The organism is Sneathiella litorea (assembly GCF_009882915.1).
Taxonomy (GTDB): domain Bacteria; phylum Pseudomonadota; class Alphaproteobacteria; order Sneathiellales; family Sneathiellaceae; genus Sneathiella; species Sneathiella litorea.
This window is the reverse complement of record NZ_WTUW01000009.1, coordinates 1-13,504: the sequence shown is the minus strand read 5'-3', so window position 1 is coordinate 13,504 and position 13,504 is coordinate 1. Positions and strand designations below refer to the sequence as shown.

Sequence of the window (13,504 nt, the reverse complement as noted above, 5' to 3'; positions counted from 1 at the left end):
AGCTTCCCTTTTGATCATTTCAATTGTTATAACAAACATAAGGGCCGTCGCGCGACATTTTGAGGGGCGGAAAGACCAATAAAAAGGAAATAATATGTCGGATCAACAGTATGTCCTCTTCGGGTCGGAATATTCCCCTTTCTCCGTCAAGGTCCGGTCCTATTTTCGCTACAAAAATATCCCGCACGAATGGCGACCGCGCACTATCGATACGATGGCGGAGTTTAAGAAATATGCCAAGCTGCCACTGATTCCACTCGTCCTTGGCCCGGACGAGACGGTCTGGCAGGATTCCACCCCGATTATTGAGACGTTTGAAGAAAAATATACCGACCCTGCACTCCAGCCTCCCTCAGAAACGCTCGCCTTTCTCTCCTGCCTGATTGAGGATTATGGGGATGAATGGGTCAACAAGCCGATGTTTCATTATCGTTGGTGGCGCTCTGAGGATCAGGAGGCAGTCAGCAACGGTCTTGCACAGGCTAACAACCCCAGGGGCGACCGCGAAGCGCTTGATCAACTCGCCGACTCAATTCGCACCCGCATGGTGCCGCGGCTTCGTTTCGTCGGATCGAACGAGAAAACCAAGGATGTGATCGAGGCGTCTCTCGATAGCCTGCTGACTTTGTTGGGGGCGCATCTGAAATCACGGAAATACCTGTTTGGGGGCCGGCCGGCGCTTGCAGATTTTGGGTTATTTGCGCAAATATACGGCTGTCTGCAACAGCCCACCACGGCGGCTATCCTGCAACAGGGTTTTCCCGAAATTACGGACTGGATTGACCGGATGCTGGACCCGGTCGGGGGCGGAAACTGGGAAGACTGGCCAACCCTTGCGCCAACACTGGAGCCATTGATCAGGGCGCAGATCGGGGATATCTATTTACCCTGGAGTTTGGCGAATGAGGCCGCTGTCCAGGCCGGGGAGGAGGCATTTTCCCTTCAATTGATGCAACAGGATTTTGGCCAGCAAACTGTTAAATATGCGGCTAAATCGCTTCAGGCTCTCAGATCGAGGCTCGCGGTAATAGAGGATCGGCAGGAACTTGAGAAGATTTTACGTGATTGTCGTTGTTTGCAACCGTTGCTTACGCCTTCTTCATAGAAATATATTGTCTGAACACATTTTTGCCGGATTTTTACAATAAGGTTACCGCTATAGGCATGGCATTTTCATAAGTAAAAATGATAGATATTTTGACTGCATCATTTTTTTTGTTGCCTCACTTTAATTGAGAAAAATATAATTAAAATAATATCTTGATTATTTTTGTTAATTTTCTACTTTAGCACCTTATTTTGGCCTAGTTAACTATTGACGACAGATAAACTAGTATACTATCAAATATTGGTATATTATTTTTTTGTTACAGAATTTGAGGAAGTGACGGGGATTTTTTGTGGCACGGATTGACGCTCTTATAAAATCTGGAGTTGTAAATAAGGAGGGTTTTTATACCCTTGGAGGACGGCTCGCCATTGATTTTGCCAATAGTTACAAGCGGGTCGGGCGTGAGAAGGAGGGCCTCAGTAATTTTGATGATTTACTGATTTTCATGAAATCCCACTCTTTATTGCATGAAGACGAAGCTTCCGACCTGCATATGTTTCATTTTCAAAATCCGGGTCGGTGTGAAAAGGTCGTCGATACGCTTGTTGAACTGCGCAATTCTTTCCGGAATGTCCTGATGGAGGTTGAGCAGGGATGGCCTGTCAGTCTCGACTTTCTAGAGGATATCAATGGTCGTTTGGCGGGCTTTAAAAGCTATCATAAGGTCATCCCCTCTGCGGAGGGCATGGAACTGAGAACGATTATCGATGAAAACGGCCCGGAAAAGTTGATGTTTCCAATCATCCATGACATTGCGGACTACCTCACCTCAGAGCATATTGAAAAAACGCGCGCCTGCGCCAGTGATGATTGCGATCTTTATTTCGTCAACCAGTCGCGCAACGGCCGGCGCCGCTGGTGCTCCATGTCTACCTGCGGCAACCGGGCCAAGGTCAATGCCTATCTGAAGCGCCAGGAGGCGTAGTTTTCCGCGAAGTTACTGCCCGGCTGCGGCGCGATCGCGAAGCTGGTTTTTCTGAACTTTCCCCATGGTATTGCGCGGCAGGCTGTCGACAATAAAGACCTGTTTCGGGACTTTGAAATTGGCCAGTTTTTCCTTGATATAGGCGATAACATCCTGCTCGGTCAGCTTCTGGGCGCTATCGTCCGGCACAACGAAGGCGACCACGGCCTCGCCGAAATCCGGATGCGGGCGACCGACGACGGCACTTTCCTCGACCCCCGGCATCTCGTCAATAAAACTCTCAATCTCCTTCGGATAGACGTTGTAACCGCCAGAGATAATCAGATCCTTCGACCGGCCAACGATACGGTAATAGCCATCTTCGCCTTTTTGGGTCATATCGCCAGTGATAAAGTATCCATCCGCACGGAACTCCGCGGCCGTCTTTTCTGGCATCCGCCAGTACCCCTTAAAGACATTCGGGCCCTTGATTTCAAGAATACCGATATCGCCGTCTTTCACGACATTTCCATCGTCATCGGTAATACGCACCTCGTTATCCAGCGGGAAGCCGACAGTGCCTGCCTTGCGCTCTCCCTCATAGGGGTTGGAGGTGATCATGCCCGCTTCGGTCATGCCGTATCGTTCCAGAATAGCATGGCCTGTCCGGTCCCTGAAGGCATTGAACGTTTCCGTCAGGAGCGGGGCAGAGCCCGCCGTAAAGAGGCGCATGTTGCGGCAAACGTCTTTGGTAAAGCCGGGTTCATTCAAAAGGCGGACATATAGGGTCGGTACCCCCATGAAGACAGTCGACTTCGGCAGGTTTTCCAGAACCTGGGCGGGGTCGAATTTTTTAAGGAAGATTATCTTGGCCCCGCTCAGAAGGGCGCAATGCAGGGCAACGAAAAGCCCATGCACATGAAAAATCGGTAGAGAATGAAGCAGGACATCCGTTGATTGGAATTGCCAGTAGTTTTTCAGGGTCTTGCCGTTGGAGCCGAGATTCTCATGGGTCAGCATGGCACCTTTCGACCGGCCCGTCGTTCCCGAGGTATAGAGGATTGCCGCGAGGTCGTCGCCGGTGCGCTCTATGGTTTCGAAATTATTGGAATGCGCCGTGGCCTCCTCCATCAGGCTGCCATTGCCTGTTGCGTCGAGCGTGAATACCTTTTTCCCGCCTGCCTTGCTGGTAATTGCGCTAATCTCGGTCAGGTCGGCGGGGGCGCAGACAACAATTGCCGGTTCGGAATCGGTAATGAAATATTCAATCTCCGCCGATTTATACGCTGTATTCAGCGGCAGGTAGGCAAGGCCCGCCCGAAGGCAGGCGAGGTAGAGAATAACGGCCTCGACCGATTTCTCGACCTGAACGGCAACCCGGTCTCCAGGTACGGCACCGGTTTGCGTCAGAAGATTGGCAATGCGCGCCGCGCCATCGGAAATATCCTTGAAGCTATAGGACCTGATGTCTGGCCCTTCAAACGCGATTTCATCCATATTTGCAGGAAACCGGTTTTCAAACAGGCTGTAGAGATTTTTGTTGGTCATGGTCACTCGTTCAATTGGTATCAGGCAGAGGCCTGCAGGTAATGGGAGGGAAGTGTGGCAAGAAAATCGGTGAACCGCTCGCCCTGTATGGCGACGTGATTGCGCGTCAGCTTCTCTGCAAGAGCGGCATCACCATCAATGACAGCTTTGACTAACGCGCCATGTTCGTTTGAGGAGGCGAGAATACGGCCCGGTATACGCACCTGTAGCCGGCGGTGAGGGGACAGGCGCCGCCTCAACTCGCATACCTGCTTTTCCAAAAAGCTATTATGGCTGGCTTTATAGAGTAAGTCATGAAGTCGCAGATTAAGGACGTAATATTCATCAAAATTTTCAGTGCCCGATAAGGCATGACAGTCGACATGGGCGGCGCGTAACGCTTCCTTTTCAGCCGGGGTAATCCGTCGCGCAGCCAGACGGGCACAAAGCGCCTCCAGATCAGCCATTACCTCGAACATATTCATCAGGTCTTGCACGGATATGGCGGCGACAATCGCACCACGGCGCGGCCTGATCTCAACAAGGCCGGAGGTGGATAACCGGTTCAACGCCTCCCGTATCGGGGTGCGGGAAACGCCGAATTTTTCGGCGAGGACCGTTTCATCCAGTCGTGTGCCGGGCGTCAACTTGCCGGTCACGATGTCCTGTTCAAGCACAGGAAGGATTTCATTTGCACGAGAGGTCGCCATATAAACTGTCCATTTTTTGATTAAAGGGAATGTATCACTTTACGTCCCTGCATGAAATGATTTTTTGTATACAAGAATTTGATTCTCACATACACTACCTGAAAGCAAGTCAGATTTACGTTTGGTTCTTGCTGGAGGTAAGACTTAAAAATTGGGGCGAAAACCGCCCTGCATAAGGGGAGATGTAATATGAAAATGATGTCAAAAGGATTGATGAGTGCGTCTGTCGCGGTTGCGATGACAATGGGCGTGGGAGCCCTTACGGCGATGCCGGCTGCGGCTGAAACATTGAAGGCGTCTCATCAGTGGCCGGGCGGCAAGGGTGATGTGCGCGATGAAATGGTCCAGATTATCGCAAAAGAAGTCGGCAAGGCGGACGTGGGGCTGGATATCAAGGTTTATCCGGGCCAGAGCCTGTACAAGGCGAAAGAACAATGGGGAGCGATGACCAAGGGTCAGCTTGATATTTCGGCCTTCCCGCTGTCCTATGCCGCCGGCCGCCACCCTGAATTCGACGCGACATTGATGCCGGGCCTGGTCAAGAACCATGATCACGCGAAACGCTTGAACACCTCGCCATTCATGGATGATATCAAGAAGATCATTAATGATGCCGGCGTAGTCGTGTTGGCTGATGCCTGGCTTGCGGGCGGCTTTGCGTCCAAGCAGAACTGCATTCTGGAGCCCGACTCAATTAAGGGTCAGGTAACTCGCGCAGCCGGTAAGGCGTTTGAGCAGATGCTGGTGGGTGCCGGGGCGTCTATTGCCTCCATGCCGAGCTCGGAAGTTTATAACGGTATGCAGACTGGCGTTCTCGATGCGGCGAATACAAGCTCCGGCAGCTTTGTTTCCTACCGTCTGTATGAGCAGGTGAAATGCCTGACCGCGCCCGGCGAAAATGCGCTCTGGTTCATGTATGAGCCGATCCTGATGTCGCAGAAAAGCTTTGATAAGCTGAACAAGGAACAGCAGGATGCACTGATGGCCGCTGGTAAGGTTGCCGAGGATTATTTCTTTGATGCCGCCAAGGGCCTCGATGACAAGCTGGTCGAAGTCTATAAGGATGCCGGTGTCGAGGTTGTCTCCATGTCGGCGGAGCAGGCAGAAGCATGGCGTGCGATTGCCAATGAAACCTCTTACAAGAGTTTCTCTGAAAATGTCAAAGGCGGCGATGTGCTGATCAAGAAAGCACTCGCAGTCGAGTAATTTCCATGTGAACTCCCGGTCGCCTTCTGAAAGCGCCGGGAGTCTTTTTTTGACGCTCAAGGGGAAACGAATGTCTTCTTTCCTGAAAATCGTTGACGCCCTTTCAAAGGTGTTCGGCGTGGCGGCGGCGCTCCTTGTCACCTCCGCGATTTTTGTCGTCTGCCAGATGGTTGTCCTGCGCTATTTCCTGAATGCCTCGACAATCTGGCAAACTGAGTATGTCACTTACGTCATCGTGGCGGCGACCTTTTTGGGGGCGCCTTATGTCCTGCTGACGAAGGGGCATGTAAATGTCGACCTTCTCCCGCATTATTTGGCACCGGGACCGAAGAAGCTGATGGCGATCTTCGCGTCCATGATTGCGCTCGTATTTTGCGCTATTCTGGCGTGGCAGGCCTATCTGCTGTTAGCCGAGGCGATAGAAGGTGGCTGGGTGACGGATACGGTCTGGGAGCTGCCGCTCTGGATACCCTATCTTCCCATGGCCTTCGGCATGGCGCTTCTGTGCCTTCAGTATGTTGCGGAAATTCTGGCGATTGCCTTTGATTATCGCGATCCTGTTCTCGCGACAGACCCTAGTATAGAGAGGGACTAGACAATGGATCCTCTTATCATTGGTATTCTGGCGGCAATCGCCGTTGTTGCACTTCTGGCGACGGGCATCCCGGTCGCTTTTGGTCTCGGCTTTGTGTCCTTCCTGTTTCTCATCCTGTTCGAGGGGTTTGACAGTCTCAGCGTGGTGGCGGAGACCTTCTTCGCCGGGATTGGCGAGTTTACGCTGGTTTCCATCCCGATGTTTATCGTGATGGGCGCAGCGGTTGCCTCTTCCCCGGCGGGCAAGGATCTGTTCGAGGCCTTGGATCGCTGGTTGACGCGCGTCCCGGGCGGCCTGATCATTTCCAATATCGGGGCCTGTTCAGTCTTTGCTGCACTCAGCGGATCGTCTCCCGCGACCTGCGCGGCCATCGGCAAGATGGGTATCCCCGAGATGCAGAAGCGGGGCTATCCTGACAGCCTTGCTACCGGCTCTATCGCAGCGGGCGGCACCCTCGGTATCCTGATTCCGCCTTCGGTGACGATGATTGTCTACGGGATTGCGACGGAAACCTCCATCGGGCGATTGTTTCTCGCGGGTGTATTGCCTGGCTTGATGCTGACAACGCTGTTCATGATCTGGGCGATTTTTTATGCCTGGCGCAGCGGTTATGATTTCCGGGATAAGATCGGGTCTTTCTCCTGGCGGCAGAAATTTGAAATCCTGCCGCGGGTGTTGCCGTTTCTTGCTATTGTTGTTGGAATTCTGTTCGTCCTTTATGGCGGTGTCGCAACTCCGTCTGAGGCGGCGGGCGTCGGGGCATTTTTCTGCCTGTTTCTAGTTGCGGTGATCTACAAGATCATACAGCCGAAGAAAATCTGGGAAATTCTCAGCAGTTCCACCCGCGAAAGCGTTATGATCCTGATGATCATCGGGGCGTCCGCCTTGTTTGCCTATACCCTGTCCAGCCTGTTTATCACCCAGTCGGTGGCCGAATATATCGCCGCGCTCGAAGTCAATAAATGGGTGTTGATGGGCATGATCAACGTGTTCCTGCTTGTCGCTGGATTCTTTTTACCGCCTGTCGCCGTCATTGTCATGACGGCGCCAATATTGCTCCCTATTATTATCAATGCGGGTTTCGATCCCTACTGGTTTGCGGTTGTGTTGACCATAAATATGGAAATAGGGTTGATCACACCACCGGTGGGTTTAAATCTGTATGTTATAAATGGAATTGCACCGGGAATCTCCCTCCCAACAATATTGAGAGGGGCCTTGCCGTTTATGCTGTGCATGATTGTCGGTATAATTCTGCTGTGCTTCTTCCCGGAAATCGCGACATGGTTACCGGAAAAAATAATGGGATAGAAAATTAATATGGCGCCAACTTTCGTTTCTCAGTTCTTTAACTCCATAGCTGATACTGGGCGTGAACTACTCGATTTGAAGGGGGGCAAGAAACGCGGGCATGGCATTAAGGAGCTTTGCCGCGATCTGCTGACCCAGAAGGGGGAGGCGTCGGGGATGGCGCTTGCACGGGACGCGGTTGGAGCCTGGAATGCTCTGAAGGAGGAAGATAAACTCGATTTCCTGCATTTCCTCAATGAGGAAATGGCTCCGGACCAGAAAAAGATCCAGGCCGCAGTGGAGGCTTATCATAAGGAGGGGAGTGCGGAAAATTATGCCGCTCTCAGTACTGCAATTGAGGCGCCGCGCCAGGAATTGATGCGGCGGATCAATTTCGCGCCGGGCGGCACGGCAGCAATTGTCGCCATGCGGAAATTCCTGGTCGGGCAGTTGAAGGCAAACCCAGAGCTCAAAGCCGTCGATGGTGATTTGCAGCATCTGCTTAGTTCCTGGTTCAACCGCGGCTTTCTGTCGCTACAACGGATCGACTGGCGTACGCCGGCGGTTGTGCTTGAAAAGCTTATTGAATATGAAGCGGTGCATGAAATTGAAGGCTGGGACGACCTGCGGCGCCGGCTCGACAAGGACCGTCGCTGCTTTGCCTTTTTCCACCCGGCACTGCCCGATGAGCCCTTGATCTTCGTTGAGGTAGCTCTTGTGAAGGGGCTTGCTTCGGCAATACCGCCGCTTCTGTCGCAGGAGACGGAGCGGGGCGATCCAACCAAGGCGGATACGGCCATTTTCTATTCCATCAGTAACTGTCAGGATGGGTTGAAGGGAATCAGTTTCGGTAACTTCCTGATTAAGCAGGTGGTGGCTGAACTCTCTGCGGAACTGCCCAATCTCAAGCATTTTGCTACTCTCTCGCCGATTCCCGGTTTCATGAGATGGTTGACCGGTGTGAAAGGGGCCGCCGCGGGTATGCATTTTAGGGAAATAAACGCGGTGCGAAAGGCAATTGCCGAGCCAGAATGGCTGAATTCACCTGAAACGGTGGAAGCGGTGCAAGAGCCTCTGGAAAAACTCTGTGCCCATTATCTTATCAACGAGAAGCGGGGCGCGCACCCCCTCGATCCGGTGACACGGTTTCACCTTGGCAATGGCGCACGGCTGGAACAGCTTAACTGGATGGGGGACAGTTCCCCCAATGGCTTGGCGCAGTCGGCAGGGTTACTTGTGAACTATTATTATAGCCTTAAGGATATTGAGAAAAACCACGAGGCCTATGCGAACGAGCAAAAAGTCGTTGCCTCCTCTGCGCTGCAATCCCTCGCCAAGAATGGCAAAAAATAAGGCGTTCCTGCGCTGATTTATATTGATCTCCATGCCTTAGACATTTTTTTGTCGACGGCATGGGGGCTATGCTTATAATCTCCGAAACGGATCCGTGATTGAACCGGACGGGTCCTTAAAGAATAACAAAAAACAAAAAGGAAAAGAAATGTCGGATCAGAATATGCTTGCAGGTAAAGTAGTCGTTGTGACGGGCGCGGGCCGGGGGGTCGGCCGGGGTATTGCCATTATGTGTGCATCCCAGGGCGCAAAGGTCGTGGTTAATGACCTTGGCGGTACCGAGCAGGGCGACGGCGCGGATCAAATCCCGGCCATGGAAGTGGTAAAAACCATCACTGACGCAGGCGGAGAAGCCATCGCCAACTTCGGCAATGTTGCAAGCCCCGATGACGCCGGCCAGATGATCGAGGATGCGCGCAAGGAATTCGGTAGCATTGATTGCGTTGTTAACAATGCCGGCATTCTGCGCGACGTGATCTTCCATAAGATGAGCGAGGCGGAATGGGATGCGGTTATCGCCGTCCATCTGAAAGGTAGCTTTAACGTTGCCCGTGCCGCGGCCCCATATTTCCGGGAACAGCAGAGCGGGTCCATGGTTCATATGACCTCAACCTCCGGCCTGATTGGTAACTTTGGGCAGGCAAACTATGCCGCCGCGAAGCTTGGTATTGTTGGGTTGTCGCGCTCCATCGCGCTTGATATGTCCCGCTTTAATGTGCGGTCGAACTGCATTTCTCCATTCGCATGGTCGCGCCTGATTGGCACTATCCCTCAGGGCACGGATGCGGAACGTGAACGCGTTGCCAAGATCCAGCAGATGACACCGGAGAAAATTGCGCCGCTTGCCGTATATCTTCTTTCTGATCAGGCTTCTGATGTTACAGGCCAGATTTTCGTCGTCCGCAATAACGAGATTTGCCTGATGAGCCAGCCGCGCCCGATCCGCAATCTGCAGACCTCCGATGGATGGACGCCCGAGACAGTGGCGGCTCGCTTTGGTCCCGCCGTTAAATCATCGCTTGTGCCGCTGGAACGTTCCGGTGACGTTTTCTCCTGGGATCCGGTCTAAGGAGCAACGGCATGACAATCGATTATGACAAGCTCATAAACTGGAAGTTTGAGGATATCGAGCAGACTTACACGTCAAAGGACACCATCCTTTACGCGCTCGGTGTCGGTCTTTCCATGGACCCACTCGATATGGACCAGCTCCGCTTCACCTATGAAGAGGATTTGCTGGCCCTGCCGACGATGGCAGTGGTACTCGCCTATCCCGGTTTCTTCCTGAAACAACCTGAGTTCGGCGTTGACTGGGTGAAGGTGCTGCATGGGGAGCAGGGGATCGAGATTCATAAGCCTCTACCCGCCGAAGGCACGGTCGTCGGTACAACGAAAATTACCGAGATCATCGACAAGGGGGAGGGCAAGGGCGCGCTCATGTACTCCACCCGCGAAGTGCGGGAGAAATCAAGCGGTGACTTGCTTGCGACACTCTCGTCTACGACCTTCTGCCGCGGTGACGGCGGGTTCGGCGGTCCGAAGGTGGAGGCGCCGAAGCCGCATGAATTGCCCGACCGGGCTCCCGATAGCGTGGTTGAACTGCCGACCCTGCCACAGGCAGCATTGATCTATCGCCTGAGTGGGGACTTCAATCCGCTGCATGCCGATCCGCGCGTGGCGACAAATGCGGGCTTCAAGGCGCCGATCCTGCATGGGCTTGGCACATTGGGTGTGGCGGGCCATGCGCTCGTCAAGCAGGCTTGCGGTTATGATCCGGCGAAGCTGAAAGCCCTTCGGCTGCGGTTTTCCTCCCCGGTTTACCCGGGCGAGACAATCGTCACCGAGATGTGGCATGACGGGGATGTAACGTCCTTCCGCTGCCGGGTGAAGGAACGGGATATCGTCGTTCTGAACAATGGCTATGCGAAGATTGCCTGATCGCACGATACCGCGCTAGAAAACGGCAGAATCTATATTAATGATTCTGCCGTTCCCTAATTTTGCGTTAAAAAGTCATACAAGAATGAAGGACATGAACTAATGGATGTTGAAGAAGCAATCCAGTCCCGCCGATCTATCCGCGCCTTTACGGACCAACCTGTTCCGAAGGAAATCATTGACCGAATCCTGAGACTGTCCCAGCGGGCACCGAGTGGTACCAACACGCAGCCCTGGCATACCTACGTCTGCACGGGTGCCGTCCGTGACGCGATTTCTCGCGATGTGCTGGAAATGGTCGATAAAGGCCAGGCGAAAAGGTATGAAGAGCTGGATTATTATCCTGCTAAATGGAAGGACGTTCACCGTGATCGCCGGCGTGGTGTCGGTTGGGGGCTTTACGGCCTGCTGGGTATTGAAAAAGGCGACAGGGAAAGAACTGCGAAACAATCAAAGCGTAATTTCACCTTCTTCGATGCGCCGGTGGGACTGTTTTTTACGGTCGATTCCTATCTACTTCGCGGTAGTTGGAGCGATACGGGCCTTTATATGCAGACCGTCATGCTCGCAGCGCGGGGGGAGGGGCTGCATACCTGTCCGCAGGCTGCCTGGATCAACTATCCGGAACCTATCCACAAGCATCTGAATATCCCGGATGATCAGGTTCTGGTGTCTGGTATGGCCATGGGTTATGAGGATAAAACGGCGATCGAGAATACGTTGGTGAGCGAACGCGAGGACGTAGCAAATGTTGTACACTACGTCGGGTTCGACTGAGAGTGCCGCGACGACCGGGATATATCCCGGTGTTCATAGAAGACAGGAGCAAGTTTGTGAGAGTATCAGAGGCGATAAAATCGCGGATGACCATCCGTCAGTTCCTGGACAAGCCGGTTCCGGAAGAGACAATCCGCGAGATCATTGAGACCGCGAAACGGGCCCCATCGGGTGGCAACCTGCAGCCCTGGACCGTCCATGTTCTTGTCGGGAAACCGCTGAAGGCACTGATCGAGGATATCGAGGCAAAAGTCCAAAAGGGCGAGACGGAAGATCCGGAGTATAATGTCTACCCGCCGGAACTCGTCGATCCCTACAAGACGCGACGGCGCGTGGTCGGGCAGCAGCTCTATGACCTGATTGGTGTGCCGCGCTCGGATACACCGGGCAAGCTCAAGCAACTGGCGCGCAATTACCGATTCTTTGATGCGCCGGTCGGGATATTTTTCGTTCTCCATCGGCAGATGGAAATCGGGCAATATGCGGATGTCGGTATGTTTATGGAGAATATCATGCTGCTGGCGCGGGAATACGGCCTAGATACCTGTCCGCAGGAAGCCTGGGCCCGCTGGCCGGAGACCTTGAAGAAACATCTCTCGCTTGCCGATCACGAAATGCTCTTTTGTGGCATGGCGCTTGGCTACAAGGATGAGAGTGCCGTAATTAACGAACTCGTCTCGGAGCGCGAGGAATTCGAAAATTTTGTCACCCTCCATGGGTTTGAGGAGTAAAGATCGCTATGAGTGATGAGGATATCATTGGTCAGGTTCGTGAAACGGTTCGCCAGCTTTGCGGCGGCTTTCCCGGCAGTTACTGGCGGGAAAAGGATCGGGAGCGCGCCTATCCCACGGAATTCGTCGAGGCCCTGACCGAGGCGGGGTTGCTTGCGTCTCTCATTCCGGAGGAATATGGCGGGGCCGGACTTCCTCTCAGCGTGGCGTCCGCTATCCTGGAAGAGATTCACAGCAATGGCTGTAACGGCGCGGCCTGTCATGCGCAGATGTATACCATGGGGACGCTGCTCCGCCATGGCTCTGAGGAACAGAGGAAAAAATACCTTCCCGGCATTGCAACCGGGGAGTTACGTCTGCAGGCTTTCGGTGTAACCGAGCCCACGGCCGGAACCGATACCACCAGTATCGCGACCACGGCCGTCCGCGATGGCGATGAATATGTGGTGAATGGCCAGAAAGTCTGGACGAGCCGCGCGGAATATTCGGACCTGATGATCCTGCTCGCCCGCACAACGGCGAAAGACAAGGTTGCCAAACGCGCAGACGGGCTCTCCGTCTTTATTGTCGATATGCGCGAGGTGGTGGGCAACGGCATGACTATTCGCCCGATCCGCACCATGATCAATCATGCAACCACGGAAGTCTTCTTCGATAACATGCGTATTCCCGCATCCGCCCTGATCGGGGAGGAGGGGAAGGGATTTCGCTATATCCTGACTGGCATGAACGCGGAGCGGATCTTGATTGCCTCTGAATGTATCGGGGATGGTGACTGGTTTATCAAGACGGCGTCCGACTATGCGCGGGAGCGTTCCGTCTTCGGACGGCCCATTGGGCAGAATCAGGGTATCCAGTTCCCGATTGCCCGCGCTCATGCCGAAACCCGTGCGGCCGCCTTGATGGTGAAAGAGGCCTGCCGGCTTTATGACGCGGGGAAACCCTGTGGCGCCGAGGCCAATATGGCGAAGATGCTTGCCTCGGAAGCGTCCTGGGCCGCGGGGGAAGCCTGTATTCAAACCCATGGCGGCTTTGGCTTTGCCGAGGAGTATGACGTTGAACGTAAATTCCGGGAAACCCGGCTTTATCAGATCGCACCAATTTCAACGAACCTGATTCTGTCTTTTATCGCGGAGCATGAATTGGAGTTGCCGCGATCCTACTAGGGTTTCTACTTCTGCGCATCAATGATACGCCTCGGTGAGATTTGAACAAAACCGGGGTCCTTTTTTGGGGGCTTTGTGTGCGTCTTCCTACAAGATATTGAAAAGGTCAAAAAAGATTCAAATTAGTCGTTGACGTGGTTGGATGATGGTCCTATAAACCGCGTCACGCCGACGGGGCGGGTCTGGTTTGAGGGTT

The 13,504-nt window shown here is 53.4% G+C and carries 13 protein-coding genes; 11 read left to right on the top strand and 2 right to left on the bottom strand.

Annotated features, from left to right (window positions below; translation table 11 throughout):
- Positions 1 to 94 precede the first annotated feature (94 nt).
- Positions 95 to 1,105 (top strand): glutathione S-transferase family protein, encoded by a 1,011-nt coding sequence (locus GQE98_RS14060; protein ID WP_161316349.1) that lies wholly within the window; start codon positions 95 to 97, stop codon positions 1,103 to 1,105.
- 295 nt (positions 1,106 to 1,400) lie between these two features.
- The gene (locus tag GQE98_RS18310; protein WP_161316348.1) at positions 1,401 to 2,036 is read left to right on the top strand and encodes a CGNR zinc finger domain-containing protein; all 636 of its coding nucleotides are present in this window, start codon (positions 1,401 to 1,403) and stop codon (positions 2,034 to 2,036) included.
- Between the two features lie 12 nt (positions 2,037 to 2,048).
- Here the strand turns inward: GQE98_RS18310 and GQE98_RS14050 are convergent, their stop codons facing one another.
- Both GQE98_RS14050 and GQE98_RS14045 read right to left on the bottom strand, forming a co-directional pair.
- Positions 2,049 to 3,563: a malonate--CoA ligase gene (locus GQE98_RS14050; protein ID WP_161316347.1), complete on the bottom strand. Its 1,515-nt coding sequence runs from the start codon at positions 3,561 to 3,563 to the stop codon at positions 2,049 to 2,051.
- A 20-nt stretch (positions 3,564 to 3,583) separates the two neighbouring features.
- Positions 3,584 to 4,252 carry a GntR family transcriptional regulator gene (locus GQE98_RS14045; RefSeq protein WP_161316346.1) on the bottom strand — a complete coding sequence of 223 codons (669 nt, stop codon included), beginning with the start codon at positions 4,250 to 4,252 and terminating at the stop codon, positions 3,584 to 3,586.
- A 198-nt stretch (positions 4,253 to 4,450) separates the two neighbouring features.
- On the opposite strand from GQE98_RS14045, the gene dctP reads away from it, so the two are divergent.
- The 9 genes from dctP to GQE98_RS14000 all read left to right on the top strand — a co-directional run bounded on the left by dctP (position 4,451) and on the right by GQE98_RS14000 (position 13,308).
- The gene (gene dctP, locus GQE98_RS14040) at positions 4,451 to 5,458 is read left to right on the top strand and encodes a TRAP transporter substrate-binding protein DctP (RefSeq protein ID WP_161317327.1); all 1,008 of its coding nucleotides are present in this window, start codon (positions 4,451 to 4,453) and stop codon (positions 5,456 to 5,458) included.
- Positions 5,459 to 5,528: 70 nt separating this feature from the next.
- Positions 5,529 to 6,053 (top strand): TRAP transporter small permease subunit, encoded by a 525-nt coding sequence (locus tag GQE98_RS14035; protein WP_161316345.1) that lies wholly within the window; start codon positions 5,529 to 5,531, stop codon positions 6,051 to 6,053.
- 3 nt (positions 6,054 to 6,056) lie between these two features.
- Positions 6,057 to 7,364: a TRAP transporter large permease gene (locus tag GQE98_RS14030; RefSeq protein ID WP_161316344.1), complete on the top strand. Its 1,308-nt coding sequence runs from the start codon at positions 6,057 to 6,059 to the stop codon at positions 7,362 to 7,364.
- 9 nt (positions 7,365 to 7,373) lie between these two features.
- On the top strand, positions 7,374 to 8,696 hold the full coding sequence (locus GQE98_RS14025; protein WP_161316343.1) for a malonyl-CoA decarboxylase: 1,323 nt from the start codon (positions 7,374 to 7,376) through the stop codon (positions 8,694 to 8,696).
- A 148-nt stretch (positions 8,697 to 8,844) separates the two neighbouring features.
- Positions 8,845 to 9,765 (top strand): SDR family oxidoreductase, encoded by a 921-nt coding sequence (locus GQE98_RS14020; RefSeq protein WP_202526319.1) that lies wholly within the window; start codon positions 8,845 to 8,847, stop codon positions 9,763 to 9,765.
- 11 nt (positions 9,766 to 9,776) lie between these two features.
- Positions 9,777 to 10,634 (top strand): MaoC/PaaZ C-terminal domain-containing protein, encoded by an 858-nt coding sequence (locus GQE98_RS14015; protein WP_161316342.1) that lies wholly within the window; start codon positions 9,777 to 9,779, stop codon positions 10,632 to 10,634.
- 102 nt (positions 10,635 to 10,736) lie between these two features.
- Entirely contained in the window at positions 10,737 to 11,411 is a 675-nt protein-coding gene (locus tag GQE98_RS14010) for a nitroreductase (RefSeq protein WP_161316341.1), read from the top strand.
- Between the two features lie 56 nt (positions 11,412 to 11,467).
- Complete coding sequence (locus GQE98_RS14005) at positions 11,468 to 12,142, top strand: nitroreductase family protein (RefSeq protein ID WP_161316340.1); 675 nt, start codon at positions 11,468 to 11,470, stop codon at positions 12,140 to 12,142.
- An 8-nt stretch (positions 12,143 to 12,150) separates the two neighbouring features.
- A complete protein-coding gene (locus GQE98_RS14000; protein WP_161316339.1) occupies positions 12,151 to 13,308 on the top strand; it encodes an acyl-CoA dehydrogenase family protein in 1,158 nt (385 codons plus the stop codon).
- Positions 13,309 to 13,504 lie beyond the last annotated feature (196 nt).